The sequence below is a fragment of the Psychrobacter sp. BF1 genome, assembly GCF_019279065.1.
Classification (GTDB): Bacteria; Pseudomonadota; Gammaproteobacteria; order Pseudomonadales; family Moraxellaceae; genus Psychrobacter; species Psychrobacter urativorans.
The window spans coordinates 1-22,465 of record NZ_JAGYWV010000016.1 but is presented as its reverse complement, the minus strand read 5'-3'; the positions used below and the strand labels follow the sequence as shown (position 1 = coordinate 22,465).

The 22,465-nt window shown below is 40.0% G+C and carries 22 protein-coding genes; 10 read left to right on the top strand and 12 right to left on the bottom strand.

Annotated features, from left to right (window positions below):
* Positions 1-7: 7 nt before the first annotated feature.
* The 9 genes from KZA12_RS13690 to KZA12_RS13655 all read right to left on the bottom strand — a co-directional run bounded on the left by KZA12_RS13690 (position 8) and on the right by KZA12_RS13655 (position 6,237).
* Positions 8-976: a DNA-binding protein gene (locus KZA12_RS13690; protein WP_025652670.1), complete on the bottom strand. Its 969-nt coding sequence runs from the start codon at positions 974-976 to the stop codon at positions 8-10.
* Between the two features lie 128 nt (positions 977-1,104).
* Positions 1,105-1,233, bottom strand: coding sequence for a BrnA antitoxin family protein (locus tag KZA12_RS14980; protein WP_143007432.1), 129 nt, complete (start codon positions 1,231-1,233; stop codon positions 1,105-1,107).
* A 274-nt stretch (positions 1,234-1,507) separates the two neighbouring features.
* Positions 1,508-2,758: a replication initiation protein gene (locus KZA12_RS13685; RefSeq protein ID WP_218690612.1), complete on the bottom strand. Its 1,251-nt coding sequence runs from the start codon at positions 2,756-2,758 to the stop codon at positions 1,508-1,510.
* Positions 2,759-3,294: 536 nt separating this feature from the next.
* Complete coding sequence (locus KZA12_RS13680; protein WP_025652646.1) at positions 3,295-3,549, bottom strand: Txe/YoeB family addiction module toxin; 255 nt, start codon at positions 3,547-3,549, stop codon at positions 3,295-3,297.
* Positions 3,546-3,836, bottom strand: a complete 291-nt coding sequence (locus tag KZA12_RS13675) for a type II toxin-antitoxin system Phd/YefM family antitoxin (RefSeq protein WP_025652647.1) — start codon at positions 3,834-3,836, stop codon at positions 3,546-3,548. Before KZA12_RS13675 ends, KZA12_RS13680 begins: the two co-directional genes overlap by 4 nt.
* Before the next feature lie 93 nt (positions 3,837-3,929).
* Complete coding sequence (locus tag KZA12_RS13670) at positions 3,930-4,163, bottom strand: type II toxin-antitoxin system RelB/DinJ family antitoxin (RefSeq protein WP_025652648.1); 234 nt, start codon at positions 4,161-4,163, stop codon at positions 3,930-3,932.
* 80 nt (positions 4,164-4,243) lie between these two features.
* Positions 4,244-5,197, bottom strand: coding sequence for a replication initiation protein (locus KZA12_RS13665; RefSeq protein WP_045448300.1), 954 nt, complete (start codon positions 5,195-5,197; stop codon positions 4,244-4,246).
* A 329-nt stretch (positions 5,198-5,526) separates the two neighbouring features.
* Positions 5,527-5,697: a hypothetical protein gene (locus tag KZA12_RS13660; protein ID WP_157292455.1), complete on the bottom strand. Its 171-nt coding sequence runs from the start codon at positions 5,695-5,697 to the stop codon at positions 5,527-5,529.
* A gap of 198 nt (positions 5,698-5,895) precedes the next feature.
* Positions 5,896-6,237 (bottom strand): hypothetical protein, encoded by a 342-nt coding sequence (locus KZA12_RS13655; protein WP_218690611.1) that lies wholly within the window; start codon positions 6,235-6,237, stop codon positions 5,896-5,898.
* A gap of 262 nt (positions 6,238-6,499) precedes the next feature.
* On the opposite strand from KZA12_RS13655, the gene KZA12_RS13650 reads away from it, so the two are divergent.
* Both KZA12_RS13650 and KZA12_RS13645 read left to right on the top strand, forming a co-directional pair.
* Positions 6,500-9,151, top strand: a complete 2,652-nt coding sequence (locus KZA12_RS13650) for a MobA/MobL family protein (RefSeq protein ID WP_218690610.1) — start codon at positions 6,500-6,502, stop codon at positions 9,149-9,151.
* Between the two features lie 25 nt (positions 9,152-9,176).
* Positions 9,177-10,133 (top strand): hypothetical protein, encoded by a 957-nt coding sequence (locus KZA12_RS13645; RefSeq protein ID WP_218690609.1) that lies wholly within the window; start codon positions 9,177-9,179, stop codon positions 10,131-10,133.
* A gap of 281 nt (positions 10,134-10,414) precedes the next feature.
* Here the strand turns inward: KZA12_RS13645 and KZA12_RS13640 are convergent, their stop codons facing one another.
* Entirely contained in the window at positions 10,415-10,690 is a 276-nt protein-coding gene (locus KZA12_RS13640) for a hypothetical protein (protein ID WP_218690608.1), read from the bottom strand.
* 156 nt (positions 10,691-10,846) lie between these two features.
* The gene (locus KZA12_RS13635) at positions 10,847-11,071 is read right to left on the bottom strand and encodes a helix-turn-helix transcriptional regulator (RefSeq protein ID WP_025652654.1); all 225 of its coding nucleotides are present in this window, start codon (positions 11,069-11,071) and stop codon (positions 10,847-10,849) included.
* Between the two features lie 413 nt (positions 11,072-11,484).
* Here KZA12_RS13635 and parA point away from each other — a divergent pair, with 413 nt between their 5' ends.
* From parA to KZA12_RS13610, 5 genes are all read left to right on the top strand, one after another.
* Entirely contained in the window at positions 11,485-12,123 is a 639-nt protein-coding gene (parA, locus tag KZA12_RS13630) for a ParA family partition ATPase (RefSeq protein ID WP_025652655.1), read from the top strand.
* A 3-nt stretch (positions 12,124-12,126) separates the two neighbouring features.
* Positions 12,127-12,336, top strand: a complete 210-nt coding sequence (locus KZA12_RS13625) for a plasmid partition protein ParG (RefSeq protein WP_218690607.1) — start codon at positions 12,127-12,129, stop codon at positions 12,334-12,336.
* Between the two features lie 322 nt (positions 12,337-12,658).
* Entirely contained in the window at positions 12,659-14,200 is a 1,542-nt protein-coding gene (locus KZA12_RS13620; protein ID WP_218690606.1) for a type I restriction-modification system subunit M, read from the top strand.
* Positions 14,197-15,372, top strand: coding sequence for a restriction endonuclease subunit S (locus KZA12_RS13615; RefSeq protein ID WP_218690605.1), 1,176 nt, complete (start codon positions 14,197-14,199; stop codon positions 15,370-15,372). Before KZA12_RS13620 ends, KZA12_RS13615 begins: the two co-directional genes overlap by 4 nt.
* Positions 15,365-18,466 carry an HsdR family type I site-specific deoxyribonuclease gene (locus tag KZA12_RS13610; RefSeq protein ID WP_218690604.1) on the top strand — a complete coding sequence of 1,034 codons (3,102 nt, stop codon included), beginning with the start codon at positions 15,365-15,367 and terminating at the stop codon, positions 18,464-18,466. The genes KZA12_RS13615 and KZA12_RS13610 overlap by 8 nt, the downstream gene beginning before the upstream one ends.
* Positions 18,467-18,636: 170 nt before the next feature.
* Here KZA12_RS13610 and KZA12_RS13605 read toward each other — a convergent pair whose 3' ends face one another.
* Entirely contained in the window at positions 18,637-19,035 is a 399-nt protein-coding gene (locus KZA12_RS13605; protein WP_218690603.1) for a hypothetical protein, read from the bottom strand.
* 279 nt (positions 19,036-19,314) lie between these two features.
* Here KZA12_RS13605 and KZA12_RS13600 point away from each other — a divergent pair, with 279 nt between their 5' ends.
* The 3 genes from KZA12_RS13600 to KZA12_RS13590 are packed head-to-tail and all read left to right on the top strand — an operon-like array spanning position 19,315 to position 22,359.
* Positions 19,315-19,977 (top strand): hypothetical protein, encoded by a 663-nt coding sequence (locus tag KZA12_RS13600; protein WP_218690602.1) that lies wholly within the window; start codon positions 19,315-19,317, stop codon positions 19,975-19,977.
* Complete coding sequence (locus tag KZA12_RS13595; protein ID WP_218690601.1) at positions 19,970-21,037, top strand: ImmA/IrrE family metallo-endopeptidase; 1,068 nt, start codon at positions 19,970-19,972, stop codon at positions 21,035-21,037. Before KZA12_RS13600 ends, KZA12_RS13595 begins: the two co-directional genes overlap by 8 nt.
* A 47-nt stretch (positions 21,038-21,084) precedes the next feature.
* A complete protein-coding gene (locus KZA12_RS13590) occupies positions 21,085-22,359 on the top strand; it encodes a hypothetical protein (protein ID WP_218690600.1) in 1,275 nt (424 codons plus the stop codon).
* Positions 22,360-22,465 lie beyond the last annotated feature (106 nt).

Here is a 22,465-nt window from a genome sequence, read left to right as displayed (position 1 = left end):
CTTTTATTTAGTCAGCATCCAAAGTATTATCTTTGTTTTGAATAAGTATTAGAGCATCTTGTGCTTTCTTAAGTTGATCTTGTAACAGAGTCACTTGTTCCTGCTTTGATAAATGACGGCTTGATAGCTCGCTATATTGTTTATTCAATACGCTATGCTCGGCTTCAAGCTTAGCCTGAGTTTGAGTCAGCTGATTATTAAGTCCTGATAGCTTGTCACGTTCAGCGGTGACTGCCTTTAACTCTCCTTTGATCTCTGCGGTAGCCGTTTGTATATCATTCCGCTCAGTGGTGACTGCCTTTAGCTCTGACTTAGTATTTTTAAGTTCAATCTTTAAACGTGCAATCTCTGCCTTATCACTATCAGCTGTGGCTTTAAGCGTGGCTACCTCACCAAGACTGCTAGTCAGCTCTATAGATTGCTTATCTAATGCATTACTCACCTCTGCAAGCTGTGATTGCGCGGTCTTAGCCTTAGTGCGTTCAAGCTCTAATTCATGCCTAGTATCTAATAGCGTCTGTTTGGTAGCGTCATGGTCAGCTGTGGCTTGCTGTGCGCTTTTAGTTGCTGTTTCCGCAGTGCCGGTCACCTCGTCCAGTTGCTGTAGTAAATCCGCTTGTTCCCCCTCCAAGGTCTTAACCGCTTCTTGCGCTTCGTCCATCTCTGCTTGTGCCTTGATCTTAACCACCTCTAAAGCTTCACGCTCTTTAGACAATCTATCATTAGCCATATCAATAGCCGTCTGCCACATATCAGCCCCAAGCGTGTGCAAGCGTTCTGTGATACCACTAGGTAAGTCTACTTGCTGTAGCTCTTGCTCTTCTTGCTGTTCTCGCTTCCAGCTTTGCATCGCATCACTGATAGTCGTGAATGATCCACCGCCTAGCGCCTTACGCACCTCTGCCAGTGTCGGCTTAACCCCTTGCTCTTGTAATTGGTCTGCTGCTGCATGAATATCTTGTATCGTGAGTGCCATGATTTTGTATCCCTTAATAGTATATTGTAGTATGTTGTATATAATATACTACAATATACAACATACTACAATATAGAATGTAAAAAAACCCCAAGTAATCTTGAGGTCATGTGCTTGTTATTTAATGCCTAGTGATCGGTTAGGTATTCTTCTAGGGCATCGTTGATCATGTCTTGATAGTTACCGCCTGTTTGCTTAGCTCTGTCCTTGAATTTGGCAAGGATACTTGGGCTAATGACACTGGTTTCCGTAGACAACGCTTGAAATTTGATACTGCCACGGATCGCGCCTGACCAGTCGGTGACTTCTGGAATGTCCGATAAATCAATGTCGTCATCGCTAAGCGTGGCTAGATGCTCTGAATCTGCTTACTACTTAGCAGTTAGTGGCGGTAATTCGTCTATTTTATAGCTAACCTTGCTCATAATACTCCCTACTAAATCCTATAATATGCCTTGCATAAGAGACCGCACGAGTTCACTATCATCGACTCCCTTTGATGTGTGCGTCACAAGTGAGGTTAAAGCGCTGTTAATTGGCTCTTTTGAGCATATTTTTTATATGTAGCTTTTCATCAAAGTCGGTTAATTTTTTTAAGTAGCGCACATACTCTGCGTAGTATTCAGGTTTTGCCATACGCGCCTCGATCTCTTTTTGTGTCTCAACCGGCGTTTTAATCGATTGAGGAAAATTACTAACTACCTCATGCTTGTCTTTAAGTTTCCAACCATATTTTTTAATCTCAGCTGGACTAAACACTTTGACAATATCTTCAAGGCTTGTACTGCTGGTGTCCCGAATACAAAACACGATTTCACTGATTTCTCGGCCGATTTTGTTTTCTGTATAGCTAACCTTCAGCGGTGTGTGCTTCTCAACCTCTGCTATGGCTTTACCTAAGACCTTAGTTTTAAAGTCTGTGATTTTCTCATACTTGTCTGTGCAGTTGAATTTTTGGCGCAGATACGCAACTGAGTACGCTTTTTTACCACTCTGCAAGTGCAAACAGCTACTGACAAGCTCGAACATTAAAATACCGTAAGAGCCCAGCTCCACGATATAGTGCCTCTCGTACTTCGTGAACGTGTTTGACTTATCAAATACAGTTAACATCTCAGTCACTGTATCTGTCAACGTCACCGCTATTCGCCCTTGACCCTTTAGATACTCACACTCAGCAACCCAACTGCTACCTTTTCTATTGACGACCTCATCTGCTTTGAAATCATAAAACCAAAACGCTTTTTGTAGCAAACTATCCGATAACTCACTTAGCAGCTGGTATGTACCATCTTTTTCGAGCCCATATTCTTTGGCAAACTCTGAAGCTGTCAACATAAACGTCCGCTGATTAGCATTTTTATCAACGGCAGCTCGAACCTTTGGCGATAAAAGCATGATCAGTCGTCTCTCGTTATGCGTCAAATCTGTAATCGCGTTTAATAATCTGTTTTGTAGCACAATCCAATTCGGCCCATAAACCCAGTTGCTATGGTCTTTTTTATCGGATGCTGTACTACTGGCATCTGAACTTGCATTTTGAGGGGCTTGTATAGGCTTTTGAATCTCTTCTTCAAAAGGCAATACCTCAAAATCAAAGTCAATAGGAATGGGCTCAATAATCTCAATAGAGGCGTTGAAATCATTTCTTGTGTATCTAATATGATTGATTAAAGCCTCACGCTCCTCTGGTGTCAGCGGTTTTTCAACGCGTACCCTGATTGTATGGCCAAAGTCTTGCCTAAGCTTGTCTTGAAAACCCTGCATTTCTTCAGGTGTCATATCCTGACCTATTTGTTTGGTTTTAACTAATATAACATATATGACGAAAAATTTTATAATTTTTCGTCATATACAAGGTATTTGTCTACCTAAAACAAGCTAAATGTCTACCTATACACTAAAACAACAAGGTATTTGTCTACCTATAACAAGGTTAACGTCGTCATTTAAATAAAAAAAATCCCCTGTAATACTTATAAATGAAGCGCTACAGAGGATTGGCGAAAAACGTATAAATCTGTTAAATCTGTATATATAAATACAAAATAATATACGTGTATTTTTAGGTAAGAATAAAACAGCAACTATTTTATTCTGTGGTAACGTGATCAGAGGTATAGTCACCATTAGCAATTATATGGCGTCGTATGACCACATAAGGTTTGTTGTCGAATGTTTAGGTCGAAGTACTAACCAATATATTTAGACGTCTCTACAGAGCTTTCTCGTTCGTTTTAGGACACATAGCCAGAATGGAAAATAAAAAAGTGCCTGATTCTTAGGATCAAGCACTTTTGTGAACTAACACTGTTTACTTAATAATGATATCGGCACTGAACGATGATAATGGCATCATCTTGAACCTCATAAACCAGTCTATGCTCTTGATCAATGCGACGCGACCAATAGCCTGCCAGATCGTGTTTGAGTGGTTCAGGTTTACCAATACCCTCAAATGGATCACGTTTGATGGCTTTAATCAGCTTACTTATTTGCTTGACCTTCTCTTTGCTGGTTTTTTGCCAGTATTCGTAGTCCTCCCACGCATCCTGTGTCCAAGATAAGATCAAGCGTCCACCTCATCATCACAAGTCAATAATGCGTCATCCGTATTGATGTCATGCTCGATTAAACGACCCGCCTTAGCATCGGCTATAGAGCGTCTGAGGCGCTTGGCATTAGTGGGGCTTTTTAGCAGATGAAGCGTTTCCTCATATGAATTAAACTCTTCTAAACTCATGAGTACCGCAGGTTTGGCGTTTTGTCTAGTAATCACGATCGGCGATTTGTCGGTATCTACCTTATCGATATATTTGGCTAGGCCCTTTCTAAAATCAGTGTAGTTCACAACATCCATAACGATTACTCCGTGTTTGGTCATCTTTATTTGTATGACTGATATTATATACCATATCTGTACTTATATCTGTACATTTATTTTTACACTGATTTATTTATGGCGCTGGCCGCTCAATCCGTAATCACCCGCAGAAGTTTGTGGCGGCGTATTAAGATTAGAGGGTTTTTGATAATCAAAGGATAACGGCACGGTATTGGTTTGCGCCACTTGAGTTAAGAACAATTTGATTGCTTGAGACGGCGTTAATCCATAGCTTTCAAACACGGCAAAGGCGCTATCCTTGAGCTCTTGATCGAGCCTGATATTATAATTGGTTGTCGTCATGGCATTACAAATGGCTTATATATGTACGTACAATATAAACCATTTGTAATGCCAAAACTACTAAGCATGCTTTTTTCATATTATGATTTCTGCTTAGGGAACGTATAGCCTATCGCCAGTAAGTGCTTTTTGTGGGTCTTTAAAAAAGCCTCATCTCTTAATTGAGTGTGTAACCAACTAATAACTTCTTGAGTGCTTTTACCTGATGGTGCGTAACTACCAAACGGTGAGTAGTTAGCCAACAAAGGGGCAAAACGATCAATTTGCTTAACGGTTAGAGGTGGGATATCTCTATCCTCATTATTCTGATTTAGGCCCTCCTGTCCTTTTTTCTTAGTTGGCTTGGCCTTGACGGTGAATGTCAAACCTGTAACTGTGCGTCCACGTTTGATGTTTTCATAGGTGATTTTGATGTCGGTTTTCTGATTAATTTCTTTTATGGGCCCATCAACTGCATTCTCTTTCAAATTGTTGATGCGCTCATACGACTTAGGCGTGCCAAGTTCTTGCCTATATTGATCTAAAGTCATAGAAAAACCACCCTTCCCCTCAGACTTTTTTGCTAGATGGTAAAGGTCTAACGAGTAAGTCAATTTGAGGTTTAAGATATCTTCTTTTAAATATTTAGTGTAAGGGTTGAGCTTATCAAAAACCTGAAGTAAGTATATTACCTCATCTGTAAAATGCATCGATATATAGCCATCTGCATATTTCGACCTGATTAGCCATTGAACCTCTGTATCATCACCATCCTTATCCTCATAAATGAATGTACGCTTCATTAATTTTTTGCTAGCTGATTTCATTTGCTTATAAGCCGAGTTTCTATCTATTCCGCTAAGCTTAGCAAATTCAGAAGACGCAACCTCTATCGGTGTTTTTTCAGTAGCATTATTAACCCTAACCAATGGGCTCGCTAGAATAATGATGCGCTTCTCATCAATAGACATCTCTCTAAAAGCTTGAGTAATTTTATTCTGCATAACAATCCATTTTTCAGGATATTTTTTTTCGTATAGCTCGACATCATTCATTATGACAACCTCATTATGCTAGTTACTTTAAGATACTAGCATAATGCGGGATAAAAGTAGCATTTAAACGGGATAAAAGTAGCATAATGCGGGATAAAAGTAGCATAATGCGGGATAAAAGTAGCATAATAGAGTGCGTAACCCTTTAATAGCAAAGCTTACAGACTGTCTAAAAGTCTTTAAAAGTTTTTAAAAGTAAAAAATATATTTTTATTTTAAATAATAAGGAAAAAACCAAAAAACCGACGGATTTAAGATGATAATTTGATCGACCAATCACTTGTAAAACTGATCAGTAGCTCAGAATGCAATTGTCCATTTACTTAATGTTATTCCACGTTCGCATGGTTCGGATCAAGCTTAGATCTTTGAAGATCTTCAAAAGCATGGTCAAAGATATTTTGAATATCTTCGTCTGTCATTCTGGACAACCCTGTTTTCACATTCTCAATATCAGTCTCATTTTTTGTAGATAGTTTGTCTTCATTTTCAGTAGCCATTATCGACACATCTGTAAACACTTATCAAACCGTTGCTAAAAAGCCTAGAAACCACTCTTATATACGTTTTACGCTCTGTCCGATACGATGGTAGCTAAAGCTATTCTAAAACGCTTAAAACAGCCGATAACCGTCTCCTAACCTTTCGCTAATTAGTAGACGATCCAGCTGTACCTTCAATTAGGCGATTTCGAGTAGCTACTGTGATGATGAATAAATATCAAGCAATGAACCGTAGTCACTGTCCTGACTGTTTTTAGGTGGTGTAAAGCTGCTTGGTGTTTCCTTAGCTTCACTTTGCATCTTATGAGCGATTGATTTTAAAAATTCACGGTGCTTTTTCAAACGGACATATTTTTCATTATCGTGTGCGTCTAAAAAAATAGCTTGCAGTTCATGATTGTCATCATCGTCTAATGCGTTGGCCAACCACTCCCCCAATATTTTATGTGCTTCAAGCCTGTCCTGATCAATCTCTTTCTTAAGAGCCTGTAATTGCTTAATCTTATTTGCAAATAAATCATCTGATATTACTGACATTACCTCATCCTTTTTTTAGCCAACTATGATAGAGTTGATCCTAGCAGTACATACACAGGTATGCAAGGTAGTAAAATACACAAGACCACATCGTTTCGTGGGCGCAGTAGTATTTTAACACCCTGTTAAGAGCGAACTTAGGAGTTTATGTAAAAAAGGCCCACAAGGGGCGCTATTTTTTTACATAAACTCCGTCGTTCGGCAGGGGGCGAACCCCCTACAACCCCCAAAAAATCATCTCTCAATATTGGGTTTTTTTGCTATGAATAATAAAGGGTTCCATCTGTCGGTTAGCGCCGTTAGTAAGGCGAAAAATCATAGCGTGGTGGCAAAGTCGGCTTATAATTCTGGCTCAAAACTGGTTGATGAGCAGTCAGGAGTCGTCCACGATTACACCAGTAAAGCTAAAGACAAAATCTTAAATTTAGTGGACAGTGATGGTACTAAATACACGCAAGTTATTGAGAAAAATGTGATGCATACGGCGTTGATAACGCCAACTCTTGCTGGGGATTTGGCGGTAACGCGTGAGGGGTTTTGGAATGATATCGAACGTATTGAGACTCGTAAAAACGCGCAATTGGGTACTGAGATTGACATGATGTTTCCTGAGGGGATCACGGCTGATCAGCGCATGGTGCTGGTCGAGCGCTACGCTCAAACCTTATCTGATCGCTATAATGTGCTTGTCGATGTGGCCATCCATCGACCCCACAGTCATGAGAAACATGTGGGGAAAGGTGAAGTGGTTGAGCTGACCAGTCGTAACTTTCATGCCCATATTTTACTCTCAAGCCGTGAAGTATTAGCGGATGCGGATAAAGGTTATGTCTTATCGAAGCGTAAGAATTGGACACAGTGGTCAACCGGTGAGCGGCTATCCAAAGGACTAAATGGGCGCGGTGATGAGCTTAAATATCAACGCACCCTTTGGGCGGATATGGCTAACGAGCTATTGCCTGAGAATAAAGCGATCAATGAGAAATCGTACCGTGAGCAGGGCATTAATCGTTTACCAAAAATGAAACTGGGCAAGTCATTGTATAAGGATGTCTTAAAAGGTAAGCGCTCAGTGATTCATGAATACAACGAGACAATTGATGAGATCAATGCCTACATCGAAAAAAATGGTCTGGTAATTGAGTATGACGACAAGGGTCGCATTGATCTTGAGAGCAACGCACAAGAGGTTAATGGCGTTACAGTGCATTATAAAAAGCGTAAACCCTTTGCGCGACTTGAGCTTAGTAACATTCGCTTGGTGGATCCCGCCGCTGAACTGACACCCGCTACCCTTAAAAAGGACAGTCAGACTCATAGTGATGCGGCCAATGATGACGTACTTGATGAGCTTTTAGTGATCTCAGACGATTTTGAGCAGCAAAAAAAGATGGTACGCAGCGCCTTATTCTCAACCATTGATAGGCTGCATGAAGAGTTAGCACACCAGTCTAAACAGACCATCACTATTGACAAAAATATTAAAAGCACACCGAGGTTCACCGAAGAGGTGGGACAGGATTACAGCACGTCCCGCCAAAAAATGATTGAGCTTACCAAGCAAATAAACACAAAAGAGAAAAGCGAGGCTCTAAATGAGGCTTTAGCGTTGGTTGAGCAGTTTAGACAAGACGACACCCTACAAACGGGCCGTGCCGTTACCAGTCTTGAGAAGCAACTGTCACAGATTGATAAAATAGTGCTGAACAATAAAGCGGTGCTAAAAAAGCTGATCCCGCTTAATAATGAAGTCGTTGCTGACTACAAAGGGTTAAAGGCCACCCTAAAACCATTTGCCGCAAAGCTGAATAAACTGGCGACTGGCTTTAAAGCACTTGATGAGATTGATATTGAAAAATCCGACTTATCCTTACAGTGGGATCAAGCGTTTGCGGATCTACAAGAGATAGACGTCACCAATAACATGGACACTTATCATAAGTTTGCCGCATTTGCAGATCTGGATGTTGAGCGCCTTAAATACCTTGAAAAAGAGCGTGAGGCGCTCAGTACGTTAAAAGCAGTAGAGGTAGACGCGGATGCTTACACTCGTTTAACGGCATTGACCGCTGATGTTAAAGCGTTTAAGACCACAAATAATGAAGACATCAAACAGTTAAAGCAGCAAATTAATACCAGTCAAAAAACCTATCAGCGCCTGTCGCCGTTTTATGAGCAGCGTATCGCCTTACTGGATCAAAGTGAAGCTGTGATTGTGCAAGATGATGACCTATACGATGAGATTACCCGTACCAAGACCACTCAATTGAACGCAGATCGGCTTGATGACTGGCGCAACCGTACGATGGTGCTTCACCACCAGCTCAATAAAGCACATGAGCAAGCAAAGCTTAAGGAAGAGGCTGAGCGCGCACGAGAGGAGGCTTTAATCAGGCGGCGAGTAGCTTTACAACAGAGACGGCAGCAGGCATCTCTTAAGCGTCAGCGAATCAATGAGACCAAAGCATATCGAGATCGATTTGACAATTTAGTGGTACGGGTGCGTGACCGCGTTGATACCCTTGATTTTAAGGCCGTTGATGCACCGATCGAAGTGATCAACGCGGCTGAGGCGGTTGCCGCACAAGCATTTATATTCACCACTCTAAAACGCGCTGACAGCTTTACGACACTACAAAAGAGTTTACGAGACACCGATGCCAAAAAAATTGCAACGCAGGTGCAGAAGGCAGCAACATCGCTGTGGCAACAGCTTGAGCGCTTGCCTGACAATCAAGATAAGGTCGAGGTATTAACCCAGATCAATGAGCGCTTTGAGCACGTTCCTGCTATCACCATAGATGCGGCAACGCTCACGCAAACCGTGACAGATCATTTGCAAAAAACGAAGAGCGCTATCCAAGCGCATGAACAAGCACAAACACGCCGCTACCCATCACCACGTCCATTTTAGGCGGCATTATGATAATGAGCATCCCATGAATAAAGACAATAGCAATGAGCAGGACATTCACGACGAGCTTATTAATCTCGTGACCAGACTCAAACCTGTGATCGAAGCTCTGCGAGCACTGATTGGACAAGCTGACGATGTAGTGGCAACGCGCCTTGATCACTCTCTTAGCCGTATCGATACCAAGATAGATGAGATGACTTCAGTTACTCAAAAGCTGGATGGTAGCGCAAGCAGTGCCTCGAAGGCATTGAGTCAGTATCAAGAACTTGTATTAAAGCAGCTTCAAGCGGCAGTGACCACCTTTACTGACACTGAAATGCCGCGTCGTTATGATGACAAAATAGCGGGTATCATCACCGATATGAAACAGCAGATTGATACGGCTGTACAGGCGGTCGTCACTGCTAAAAACGCCAGCATAGAGGCGCAAGTGATTACCATGCAAGCGGTGGCTGATAAGCTTGGCGCTAGTGCGGACAGTCTTGCACTCTTTACCAATCAGTACCAAGCTGGTCATAAGCAGATTATTACCGATATTGAGGCGCTTGAGACCGCTACAAAAAAGCGGATTGGAGAAGTAAAAGAGGAGGCTGAAAAAGACTTGGATAAGATTTACAAGTCTATTGAGTCCATGAGTATTAAAAGGATAGCAGCAGTGGCCGCCGCCTGTATGGCAGCTGTGATAATAAGCCTTGTGGCCCTGATCTTTTGGTATGTGCCAAGCTTTGATGAGATTGCAGAAATGAGACAGCAGCAAGCAGAGCTACAGCGCGGCATCGATGAGCTTGAAACGGGTTGGAAACAGGCCTTTAATAATGCTCAAAGTGCGCAGTTTATTTTGGCTTGTGATGTTAATAAAGAGCAGCCTGATGTGATCAGCTGGTGCGTCAGAGCAGACAGTAAAAGCGTTTTGAGAGATGAAAAAGGCTTTGTTTATTATAAAATAGCTGGGTTGACGCGCGCGAAACCGACTGAGTAAAGGTTTATGGTAATAGTGAACCATACTGCCCAAAGAGGCTTTTATAGACTTATACTGGCAGCTGATAAATCTAGTAAAGAATAAGTCTTTTAGAAAATATAAGACTAAAAAAACTTTTGTTTGACTGCCGTTATCTTTGTCTATATTAAAAAGCCATTAATATAGCTTCTGTTAAATTTTTATGCCCATATCAGAAAAAAGCCAGATAATGAAAATTTATCTGGCTTTAAGGATTATTGTTTCTTGTCGAACAAGATATCTGCGAATATCAGCTAAAACAGTTATGCTACTTGGTCCGTGTTAGCTGTGACCAACTCTATAAAAGCAGTTTCAAGGGTACTTAACGCATAATCATCAATCATAAGACCGTCATCTATCTGTCGTTGCACCCAGACATAAATCGCTTCATCATTATAAAGAATAGCGTCAACACCAAGTAATGATGCCAGTTGTACGCCTTGCTGTACTTGTAAGCTGAATAACAGCTTAGAGGCTAAATTTTTAGTCTGTTCACTAAACCAAGCGCAGCTGTTGAGCCGAGATAGATTGTTATTCATTGGTATTCTCCTGTAGATTATTGTGTATAAATAATGGATAAAATGACTTACTACAGGTCAAATTATACCTATATTTTAATCTATTGCAAGAGAAAATGACCTTCTATAGGTCTTTTTATACTTTTAAAGGTGATAATGTCTTATGAGCGAAGGTGTTCACTCAGGTGATTCACTGCTGTCCTCATTTATGATTTCATATAAATCACCAACATTGATTCTAAGATACGTGCATAAAGACTCGATGACATCTAGATCAACTCGGGTGGCTTCTTCATGATACATGCGAGTAATGGTGCCACGATTGATACCAGTATCTCTTGCGACATCGGCAATTTTAAGGCGTCTTTCGCCCATGATGGTCGATAAGTGACACTTCACCATAATGGTTTCCTCATTAACGATTGGTGGTTTTTGATTGGTGAGCGGATTATAACGAATATGAGCGGCTAAAGTATTCCTTTTAGTAGCTCAAATTGATATTCAACAGCGGTAATTTACCTAGTAGTAGGCAGTTTGTTATGCTGTCTTTAATGCAGGACGTCTATCATAATGGATAGACGCTAGTTAGAAAAGACGATGCTATTTTGACTATGAAGTATTGCTATTAATAGTGATGTGACGTACATTTTTAGTTATACTTATATACTTATATACTTATATACTTATATACTTATATACTTATATACTTATATACTTATATACTTATATACTTATATACTTATATACTTATATACTTATATACTTATATACTTATATACTTATATATTCAATGCATGCTACAGGGATCTGTATTTATGAAGGTAATCGCGGTATTAAATCAAAAAGGTGGCAGCGGCAAGACTACCATCGCAACGCATCTGGCTCGTGGCTTACAGTTGAAAGGCCATAGTGTTCTGCTAGTAGATAGCGATCAGCAGGGCAGTGCGCGTGACTGGAGAGCAGTTGATGAAGACAATCCGGTACCAGTGATCGGGCTCGACAGACCAACACTTGATAAAGATTTAAAAAACGTCTCTGATAAAGATTATGTGGTGATCGATGGATCGCCGCAAGCTACTAGTCTGGCTATTTCTGCTATAAAAGCGGCTGATTTTATATTGATTCCGGTGCAGCCGAGCCCCTATGATATCTGGGCGACCAGCGATTTGGTTGATTTAGTGCAGCAGCGTATTGAGATGATGGATGGCCAACTAAAGGCAGCCTTTGTTGTCTCACGCGCCATTCAAAATACCAATATTGGTAAAGAGGTTGCAACCGCGCTGCTTGATTATAATATTCCGGTATTAGAGACCAGAGTGATGCAGCGAGTTGCTTATCCTAATAGTGCTGCCCTTGGTAAGACAGTATTTGATACCGAATCGCCTAGTAGCAATGCGATACAAGAGATAACCGCATTGGTCAGTGAGATTCAAATATTTTTTGGTGAGGAGTAAGCCATGAGTTTATCAGCAGGTCGTCCTAGTAAGAACGTTAAGGATCAATTGGCTTTATCGGATGTGACGGACAGTCCCAAAAAGACGGTACGCGTGAATTTTAATTTAGATGAAAATAAACACATTGCGCTCAAGCGGTACGCGCTTGAAAGCCGAAAAACGGTGACTGAGTTGTTGACTGAAATGATTGAGGAAAAATTGGTTGAGCGATAGGTATAAAAAATTCGTTTTTCTATACCTATAAAAAGGATATGTATAAAAAACTCAAAAAATTACACATATCGTCGAACGCTGTGCACCTTACTAGTATCATCAGATGCTTGTTTTCTTAAGCCAGACGTAGAAGCAAGGTGTAAAGAAAATGCCCATGGAAAAACAAGCACTGTTTCCTATATCAGTACCATATTATAGAACCAAAAACGGTTAGCAGTACTAAGGTATATTGCCCTTAATCAAAGCGCACTCAATAACGATTTAAGTTAAACAAAATATAAGGGGCTTCTAGCCCCATCATTACTCCTATAGGATTTTTATCATGACAAGTACCCAACAACGTGCCGAACTACACCGCCAAATCTGGCAAATTGCAAATGAGGTTCGTGGTTCAGTAGATGGCTGGGACTTTAAGCAGTATGTACTCGGTACGCTTTTTTATCGCTTTATCAGTGAGAACTTTGCCAGTTATATTGAGGCAGGTGATGAGAGCGTTAATTATGGGGCACTTCCCGACAGTGTGATTACTGATGATATTAAAGACGATGCCATTAAGACTAAAGGCTATTTTATTTATCCAAGCCAACTTTTTGCCACTATCGCGGCAGGCGCTCACAGAAATGAGAATCTCAATACAGATCTAGCAGCTATATTCAAAGCGATTGAGGGCTCAGCCAATGGCTACCCCTCTGAGCCTGATATCAAAGGTTTGTTTGCGGATTTTGATACTACGAGTAACCGCCTAGGTAATACAGTTGCCGATAAGAACACGCGCTTAGCAGCGGTGCTAAAAGGCGTGGCTGGTCTTAAACTGGAGCAGTTTTCTGATAATCAAATTGATTTATTTGGTGATGCTTATGAGTATCTGATCTCGAACTATGCCGCTAATGCAGGTAAATCAGGAGGCGAGTTCTTTACCCCACAAAGCGTCTCTAAGCTGATTGCACAAATTGCTATGCATAAGCAGGAAACCGTTAATAAGATTTATGACCCAGCAGCAGGTTCTGGCTCATTGTTACTGCAAGCTAAGAAGCACTTTGATAACCATATCATTGAAGAAGGTTTTTTTGGTCAAGAGATCAACCACACCACGTATAACCTTGCACGTATGAATATGTTTTTGCATAACATCAATTACGACAAGTTTAATATCGTGCTGGGTGATACTCTGCGAAACCCGCACTTCGCTGATGACAAACCTTTTGATGCTATTGTCTCTAACCCACCTTATTCAGTGAAATGGATTGGCAGCGACGATCCTACCCTGATTAACGATGAGCGTTTTGCGCCTGCCGGAGTGTTAGCGCCAAAATCTAAAGCTGACTTTGCTTTTGTGCTTCATGCGTTGAATTACTTATCAAGTAAGGGACGAGCAGCGATTGTCTGCTTCCCTGGTATCTTCTATCGTGGTGGTGCTGAGAAAAAAATCCGAGAATATTTGATAGATAACAACTACGTTGAAACGGTGATTTCCCTTGCGCCTAATCTGTTCTTTGGCACAACGATTTCGGTCAATATCTTAGTGCTATCCAAACACAAAACGGATAGCAAAACGCAGTTTATCGATGCCAGTAAGTTGTTTAAGTCAGAAACCAATACTAATATTCTGACTGAGGCAAACATTGAGCAGATTATGCAGCTGTTTGATAGCAAATCGGACAGCGAGTATTTAGCCGTGAGCGTCGATAATAGCGCGATTGCAACCAATGACTATAATCTGTCCGTCAGCGCCTACGTCGCAGCTGAGGACACGCGTGAAGTGATTGATATCAATACCCTCAATGCTGAGCTAAAAACCACCGTTGCCAAGATTACTCAGCTGCGTACTGATATCGATGCCATCGTTGCGGAGATTGAAGCATGAGTGAGTTAAGTTATATGGAAAAGCTGCTTGATGGGGTTGAGGTTGAGTGGAAAGTATTAGAGGATGTGTTTGATATTCTAGCTGGCGGTGATGTACCTAAAGAAGCACTATCAGATACGGAAACAGAAGAATTTAATATTCCTATCTTATCTAACGGAATAGGCGATAGATCTTTATATGGATGGACAAATAAAGCTAAAGTTGTTCGACCAAGCATAACTATATCTGCTAGAGGCACAATAGGGTGGACTAGTTATCGAAACGAACCAATTTTTCCTATCGTTCGATTGCTTGTACTAACATCTAAAATTGAATTGAATCTAAAATATGCTTACCACTACATGAAAGCAATAGAGAACAATTACAATGTTCCAAAAAATGGAATCCCGCAGCTTACTAAGCCGATGGTAAAAAATATAGTAATCCCCATCCCACCCCTCAATGTTCAAGCCGAAATCGTCCGAATTTTAGACACATTTACCGAACTTACAGCAGAACTTACAGCAGAACTTACAGCAGAACTTACAGCACGTAAGCAGCAATATGCCTACTATCGTGATCAGTTGCTGACGTTTGAAGAGGGGGATGTTGAGTGGAAGACCTTAGGAGAGGTATCACAATATTCAAAAGAACGTATCGGCTCTGAACAGCTGAACGAAAAAAATTATGTAGGAGTTAACAACCTCTTGCAAGATAAAGCAGGTAAAGAAAACTCTAGCCATGTTCCTACGAAGGGTAACTCAACTAAATACCAAGAAAATGATATTTTAATTGGTAATATTCGTCCGTATTTAAAAAAAATATGGCAGGCTGACTGTACTGGTGGAACGAATGGTGATGTTTTAGTTATTCATATAACCGATGAGGTAGTACTTCCTCGATATTTATATCAGATTTTAGCTGACGATAATTTCTTTAATTACAATATGCGGTATGCTAAAGGCGCAAAAATGCCACGCGGGGATAAATCTAAAATAATGGATTACAGAATTCCTATACCGCCCCTTGATGAGCAAAAACGCATCGTCTCTATTCTCGATAAATTCGACGCCTTAACCACATCTCTAACCGAAGGCCTCCCGCGTGAAATAGAGCTACGTCAGCAGCAATATGAGTATTATCGTGATCTGCTGTTAAGCTTCTCTAAGCCTGAGGTAGTAGCTCATGACTGAACAAACAAAAACGATTGCTGAATCGAATAATTTTATCGTTTTAAATAAATATACCAAGTGCGATCAGCCTGATGGGGGGTATCAGACTGAAGACGATCTAGAGCGTGAGCTACTCAAAGACTTACAAAACCAGGGATATGAGTTTGTCCCTGGTTTAAACTCACCTGAAACGATGCTCGCTAACGTACGTGTACAGCTGCAGATCTTAAATGAGGTGCAGTTTACAGATGCTGAGTGGCAGCGCTTTGTGATGGAATATCTTGATAATCCTAGTGATAACATCACGGACAAAGCTCGAAAGATTCATGATGATCATATCTATGACTTCACCTTTGATGATGGACACCTGCAGAACATTGCCTTGCTGGACAAAAAAAACATCCCACGTAACAAAGTACAGGTCATTAAACAGTTTGCTCAAAAAGGCACACAAGCCAATCGCTATGATGTGACTATCTTGGTCAATGGCTTGCCGCTTGTGCAAATTGAGCTTAAAAAACGTGGTATTGCCATTCGCGAAGCATTTAACCAAGTACATCGTTATAGCAAAGAGAGCTTTAACTCCGATAACTCCTTATACAAATACCTACAGCTGTTTGTGATCTCAAACGGTACTGATACCCGTTACTTTGCCAATACCACCAAGCGAAATAAAAACAGCTTTGATTTCACCATGAACTGGGCGCGATCAGATAACACCCTAATCAAAGATCTAAAAGATTTTACCGCGACCTTCTTTCAAAAAAATACCCTATTAAACGTGCTGATGCATTACACCGTTTTTGATGTGAGTAATACCTCATTAGTGATGCGTCCGTATCAGATCGCTGCTACTGAGCGTATATTATGGAAGATAAACAGTGCTTATCAAGCCAAGAAGTGGAGCACTCTTGAGAGTGGCGGCTATATTTGGCATACCACAGGCTCAGGTAAGACTCTAACCAGTTTTAAAGCTGCCCGCTTAGCAACGTCGCTGCCTTTTATTGATAAGGTGTTTTTTGTGGTGGATCGTAAAGATCTTGATTATCAAACCATGAAAGAGTACCAGCGCTTCTCCCCTGATAGCGTTAATGGCTCCGACAGTACCGCAGGACTCAAGCGCAACCTTGAAAAAGACGATAATAAAATTGTTGTCACTACCATTCAAAAGCTAAATAACCTGATCAAGGGTGAGGCTGATTTACCCATTTATCATAAACAAGTGGTGTTTATCTTTGATGAGGCACATCGTAGCCAGTTTGGTGAAGCACAAAAGAACTTAAAGAAGAAATTTAAAAAATACTACCAGTTTGGTTTTACAGGCACCCCCATCTTCCCAGAGAACGCTTTAGGTGCAGAGACAACTGCCAGTGTGTTTGGCCATGAACTGCATTCATACGTCATCACTGATGCCATTCGTGATGAGAAGGTGTTGAAGTTTAAGGTGGACTACAATGACGTACGCCCGCAGTTTCAAGCCATTGAGAGCGAGCAAGATGAGAAGAAACTCACAGCTGCTGAAAACAAGCAGCTGTTATTACACCCTGATCGTATTGAAGAGATATCAAAGTACGTTTTAAAAAGCTTTAAGCAAAAAACCCATCGCTTAAAAGGAGGTGGTAAAGGCTTTAATGCCATGTTTGCTGTTAGTAGTGTGGACGCGGCAAAGGCTTACTATGAAGCCTTGAGTCAGCTACAAAAGGACAGCGAGAGACCCTTAAAGATTGCCACCATCTTTTCCTATGCTGCCAATGAAGAACAAGATGCAATCGGTGACATTGCTGACGAAGGCTTTGAGCCTACCGCTATGAATAGCAGTGCCAAAGAGTTTTTAAGCCGTGCTATTCATGATTACAACGAGATGTTTAAGACCAATTACGGCGTAGACAGTAAGTCTTTTCAAAACTACTACCGTGATCTTGCAGGACGCGTTATTAAGCAGGATGTGGATTTACTGATTGTTGTCGGTATGTTCCTCACAGGTTTTGATGCGCCGACCTTAAACACGCTCTATGTTGATAAAAACCTTCGCTATCACGGTTTGATGCAAGCGTTCTCACGTACTAACCGCATTTATGATGCCACTAAGACCTTTGGTAACATCGTGACGTTTCGTGACTTAGAGCAAGCGACCATTGATGCCATCACCTTATTTGGGGATAGAAACACTAAGAACGTCGTGTTAGAAAAAAGCTATAGGGAATATCTAGAAGGCTTTACTGATATTGCGACAGGCAAAGCACGACGTGGCTATTTGGAGGTGATTAAGGAGCTACAGCAACGCTTTCCTAACCCTGATAAGATCGTCAAAGAGGCGGACAAAAAGGACTTTGCTAAGTTATTTGGTGAGTACCTACGTGTCGAGAACATCTTACAAAACTATGATGAGTTCGCGAGCCTAAAAGCGCTTCAAAGCATAGACATTACTGATGATGAGGCAGTTGAGACATTCAAAGCTGAGCATTATTTGACGGATGAAGATCTTGCTGCCATGCAAAGCATCGATGTACCTGCTGAACGAGAAGTACAAGACTATAGATCAACGTATAACGACATACGTGATTGGCTGCGACGTGAAAAAGCAGCCAAGGATCAAAGCGAGTCCTCGCTTGACTGGGATGAAGTGGTTTTTGAGGTAGATCTTCTTAAGTCTCAAGAGATTAACCTTGATTACATCCTTGAGCTGATTTTTGAGCATAATAAGAATACCAAGGATAAGTCCGCCTTAGTTGAAGAAGTACGTCGTGTAATTAGAGCAAGCATTGGTAATCGCGCTAAAGAAAGCCTGGTGGTAGATTTCATCAATAAAACCAACTTGGATAACATCCCTGATAAATCCAGCATCATTGAGGCCTTCTTTAGCTTTGCTCAAATAGAGCAGCAGCGTGAAGCCCAAGATATGATTGTTGCTGAAAATCTTAATGAAGAGGCAGCTAAGCGTTATATAACGGCATCTTTAAAGCGTGAGTACGCCAGCGAGAATGGTACGGAGCTAAATGAGGTCCTACCTAAGCTAAGCCCTCTTAATCCACAGTATCTCACCAAGAAGCAAAGTGTTTTCCAGAAAATGTCGGCTTTTGTTGATAAGTTTAAAGGTGTTGGTGGGAAGGTCTAGCCAAAATAATAGTTAGCATTTCATCATTGATTCATGACGTAGACTATAAATAGTAAGACCATCGCGTAAACGATGGTCTTACTGTGATCTTGGCGTATAACTCAAATACTATTTTAGCGAAGGTAATTGAGTATATTTAAATAAAGCCAGTAGGGATTAAATCCTTATTGTCATTGCATTTTTACTATCTGGCTAACAGCTGATTGTGTAATACCATACTGTGATGCTATCTGACTTTGAGTATATAAACCAGACATATACAAGCCTCTAATCTGCTGTTTTTCTACCTCTGAAACTGCTGCTGTGGAAATCTGCGAGTTTGATTTAAGCTCGTTAGAGTATCCCCGAACCCTATCTTCTAAATCAAATAATTCTTTACGTTGTTTATTGATTTCAACAATATCTAAATCCCTCGTCGTCGCTAATTTTTCGTTAAGAAGTTCGCGGCTTCGTTGCAAACTTTTGCTTAGATCTTCTACAGCTCTAATATTTGTAGCAATTTCAGAGCGATTTAGCTGTTGTTGAGCTTGTGCAAACTGTACGTTTTCAACTTTTTCAGTTTTGGTCATCGAATACCACCTATACTTATATAACTTATAAGTAACAATATAAGTTATATAAGTATAGAAAGCAATAGATTTTTATCTTTTATCCATTGTTTAAAAAAACTTCACCTAGTTAGTGTGCTTAAGTTTTCTCACTGGTTCGCTTCCCTAGAGAGGAATTAAACTGTTAGCTGTATGCTGATTATATCGATTCTAAAGCTTACTTCTTCCTTTAGTTCTTGTTTTTTAACCACGAATGAGGTTAAAATATCGGAAGTCATTACTATGGATTAGGGAAGAAATATGCAGGCTAAAAATATCGAGGTCGTAAATTATAAAAACGAAGCAGAGAGTGATATTGCAAAATTAGGAATTTCTTTGAGATGCTTAGAAAGAGCAATAGAAGAAGGCTTCAGAGCTTTCAGTAGAGAGGGAGAGGATTCTCCTAGAACAGCTGGGGGGTATAATGCCTGGAGCTATATCTTAAAACAGCTAAGATTTGATCTTAGAACATCAAAGTGGGGTGATAACCACCATTCTAATGGTGTTGATGAGATTAGAAGCTTATCAAGAGAAATATCTATCGTTGTTTGTACAGGGGATGAGAATACAGGAATAGTATCAGAAACTCCGAGACCGAAAAATCAGAAAGGCACCGCACTACAAGCAAGAATAGAAACAAATAATCTGCTGTTTGAAAGGAATGATATTACCGTTCCTGAACCAATAGACCCATATCAGACTTGGATATTACTTTTTTATATTGATGAAGGAAAAAAGGAGGTTCGCTATGAGCTATCATTACCTAAGATATATGAGAAAAAAATCATAGTTGGTTGGTCAAAACGTATTATATGTGAGCCTTTCGACATATCTAGCGAACCTAAAGTGAAGCGAAAGCTGGACATAGACCAATCGTCTGAAACTGAAGAAATTGATTTTGAGATAGTACGAAAAAATGGATAAAGAATTTAATCCTGACCGCCTGAAAATAGCACGGTTAAGACGCAAAATGACCTATAAAGAGCTTGCAGCTAGTGTAAAGCTAACATCTAAAACTATCTCTAAGTATGAGAATGACGGTTTTAATAATCCGCCATCAACTGAATCATTAAGCAAGTTAGCAAAAGTGCTACGCTATCCTGTTCAATTTTTTCTTGAAGATAATGTTGATGAATTGCCTACAGAAGCAGTATCTTTCCGTGCTTTGAGTAAAATGACAGCTGCTCATAGAGATGCGGCTATTTCTGCTGGGCGGCTAGGATTTATAGTTAATGATTATATTAGTAGTAAGTTTGAGCTACCTCGACAAGAATTCAAAGACTTACGTGGTATAGAGTCAGAAGCTGCTGCTGAGTATATGAGAGATTATTGGGCTTTAGGCAACAAGAAAATTAGTAATGTTGTCCATCTATTAGAATCTAAAGGGGCTAGAGTATTCTCTTTAGCGGAGAACACTCTAGATGTCGATGCGTTTTCTTTTTGGAAAGAAAATATACCGTTTATTTTTTTAAATAATAAAAAATCTGCCGAACGTAGTAGGTTTGACTCTGCTCATGAATTAGGTCACCTCCTTTTACACAAGCATGCGTCACCTTTCGATAGTGAGGCACCTGCAGGCTCTCTCTTTTCCACTAGATACGCAGAACAACAAGCCGATGACTTTGCATCTGCTTTTTTAATGCCAGCTAAAAGCGTAATCGATGCAGCTCCTACTTTTATTACACTAGAATCTGTTGTAGAGCTAAAGAGTAAATGGGGAGTTTCGGCAGTCAGTTTGATAGTACGTTTGAAAAAACTAAATTTAATCACGGATTGGCAGTATCGTCGGCTGATGCAAGAAGCGTCAATAGAGGGTTATAGGAAAAGGGAACCAAAACCTATTGAGAGAGAAAAATCACTTATTTTTGAAAAAATATTACCTCTTTTAGCAGATGATGGCCTTAGTGTTAAGAGTTTCGCCACTGAGCTTAAATTGCCTATAGATGAGGTAACAAATCTGATGTTTATGCCAAGACTAGTGTAATCTCGTTCAGAGAAATAGAACCCATATAATCACTTAGGATTAAATAAATGATAGTTAGAACATGTTTTGAATGTTTAACCTGTGGCCAAAAACATATTTTCCGAGTACAAGTAGGCCAATCTAATTATCAAAAACATGAGGTTAAATGTCATACATGTCATGAAAAAATAGTTATCTCTTTTGACTTGGATCAGGATGCAGGAGAAATTGCAATAAACAGTTTAGAGAACTGTCAGCCAGCTATTCTAAACAAACCCTCTGATGGCTTACTATTACCTACAGAATATTTGAGTGATGATTTTCAAGTATCAGAGTCGGATCGGAAGGCACAAATGTCTTTTCCTGCTCTAAAACTAATGCAAGCAATGAGACAGCAGGTTGAAGATAAGAAACTAGTAGCTTACCCAAAAAAAGTTTCAACTCATATTTTAGATCAATGGAAAATAGTTAAAAAATCATGGAGTCTAACGCGAAGTAATCAGCATGAACTAGCTAAAAAGGAATTTGAGAAATACAATAAAATTTGTGATATCGGCGAACTTGATTTAGAAAGTGCACTTTATGCGTTTACTAGAGAATACATTATCTTGAATCCTCATATACAAGAAAATTTTGCTGAATCTATAGGTTGGCTAAGATCTATAGATGACAAAAAAATCAAAGACTTATCTGTATATTTTGATACGGTTAACGATGAGCATATGAGAAGATACTATGAAACGTTTAATAGTTTCTTCGAAAACTATAGTGAGTTTAGCCAAGTTCAATTTTCGCACTTTCTTCCAAATAATTTTGTAGCTACATCTAATTCTTTTGAATCTGTAAGAATGTTCTATGGCAACTGTTTTGAGCATCTTGGAAGTAATTTAGATATCATTGCATGCTTGAACAATATACAAAATGGTAGAAATTATGACCAGTTTGAACGGATGAATTTAAAGCAATACAACTCACTTGATAAAGCAAATAAGCTGGGACCTCTAAGGAATACACCAGAAATATTTGATATTTTTAAGTCTTTTGATAATAAATTACGAAATGCCTCTCATCACGGGCATATGGTCTGTGAAAATAATATCGTTAAATTTAAGCTGAATCAAAATAAAGATTATGATGAAATCACATACACAAATTATTTAATAAAGTGTAAGTCTATATTTGACTCTATGTGCCTTGTTTTGATGTTAGAGTTATTTTTCAAAAGGGTTATATGTGAAAAATCTAAAACTCCTAGAAAAAGTACATTAGGCAATGCAATAAGAAGAAGCATGTATAAGATCTCTGCACACGACAAAAAAATTATCCCCACCCGATTTTCATAGGTTTAGGGGTTAAAAAGCTAACTAACTGTCGAAATACAGTCTTATCATTGTTAAAGAACACCAAGTGAAGGCCCTCAATCAACACATCCAGGCCAAGCGCAAACAA

Bases quoted from the DNA above. Each gene is read 5' to 3' on its own strand.
- KZA12_RS13690 (WP_025652670.1), bottom strand. From the start codon at position 976: ATGGCACTCACGATACAAGATATTCATGCAGCAGCAGACCAATTACAA.
- KZA12_RS13685 (WP_218690612.1), bottom strand. From the start codon at position 2,758: ATGACACCTGAAGAAATGCAGGGTTTTCAAGACAAGCTTAGGCAAGAC.
- KZA12_RS13675 (WP_025652647.1), bottom strand. From the start codon at position 3,836: ATGGATGTTGTGAACTACACTGATTTTAGAAAGGGCCTAGCCAAATAT.
- KZA12_RS13670 (WP_025652648.1), bottom strand. From the start codon at position 4,163: ATGACGACAACCAATTATAATATCAGGCTCGATCAAGAGCTCAAGGAT.
- KZA12_RS13665 (WP_045448300.1), bottom strand. From the start codon at position 5,197: ATGAATGATGTCGAGCTATACGAAAAAAAATATCCTGAAAAATGGATT.
- KZA12_RS13660 (WP_157292455.1), bottom strand. From the start codon at position 5,697: ATGGCTACTGAAAATGAAGACAAACTATCTACAAAAAATGAGACTGAT.
- KZA12_RS13655 (WP_218690611.1), bottom strand. From the start codon at position 6,237: ATGTCAGTAATATCAGATGATTTATTTGCAAATAAGATTAAGCAATTA.
- KZA12_RS13650 (WP_218690610.1), top strand. From the start codon at position 6,500: ATGAATAATAAAGGGTTCCATCTGTCGGTTAGCGCCGTTAGTAAGGCG.
- KZA12_RS13645 (WP_218690609.1), top strand. From the start codon at position 9,177: ATGAATAAAGACAATAGCAATGAGCAGGACATTCACGACGAGCTTATT.
- KZA12_RS13640 (WP_218690608.1), bottom strand. From the start codon at position 10,690: ATGAATAACAATCTATCTCGGCTCAACAGCTGCGCTTGGTTTAGTGAA.
- KZA12_RS13635 (WP_025652654.1), bottom strand. From the start codon at position 11,071: ATGGTGAAGTGTCACTTATCGACCATCATGGGCGAAAGACGCCTTAAA.
- parA (WP_025652655.1), top strand. From the start codon at position 11,485: ATGAAGGTAATCGCGGTATTAAATCAAAAAGGTGGCAGCGGCAAGACT.
- KZA12_RS13625 (WP_218690607.1), top strand. From the start codon at position 12,127: ATGAGTTTATCAGCAGGTCGTCCTAGTAAGAACGTTAAGGATCAATTG.
- KZA12_RS13620 (WP_218690606.1), top strand. From the start codon at position 12,659: ATGACAAGTACCCAACAACGTGCCGAACTACACCGCCAAATCTGGCAA.
- KZA12_RS13615 (WP_218690605.1), top strand. From the start codon at position 14,197: ATGAGTGAGTTAAGTTATATGGAAAAGCTGCTTGATGGGGTTGAGGTT.
- KZA12_RS13610 (WP_218690604.1), top strand. From the start codon at position 15,365: ATGACTGAACAAACAAAAACGATTGCTGAATCGAATAATTTTATCGTT.
- KZA12_RS13605 (WP_218690603.1), bottom strand. From the start codon at position 19,035: ATGACCAAAACTGAAAAAGTTGAAAACGTACAGTTTGCACAAGCTCAA.
- KZA12_RS13600 (WP_218690602.1), top strand. From the start codon at position 19,315: ATGCAGGCTAAAAATATCGAGGTCGTAAATTATAAAAACGAAGCAGAG.
- KZA12_RS13595 (WP_218690601.1), top strand. From the start codon at position 19,970: ATGGATAAAGAATTTAATCCTGACCGCCTGAAAATAGCACGGTTAAGA.
- KZA12_RS13590 (WP_218690600.1), top strand. From the start codon at position 21,085: ATGATAGTTAGAACATGTTTTGAATGTTTAACCTGTGGCCAAAAACAT.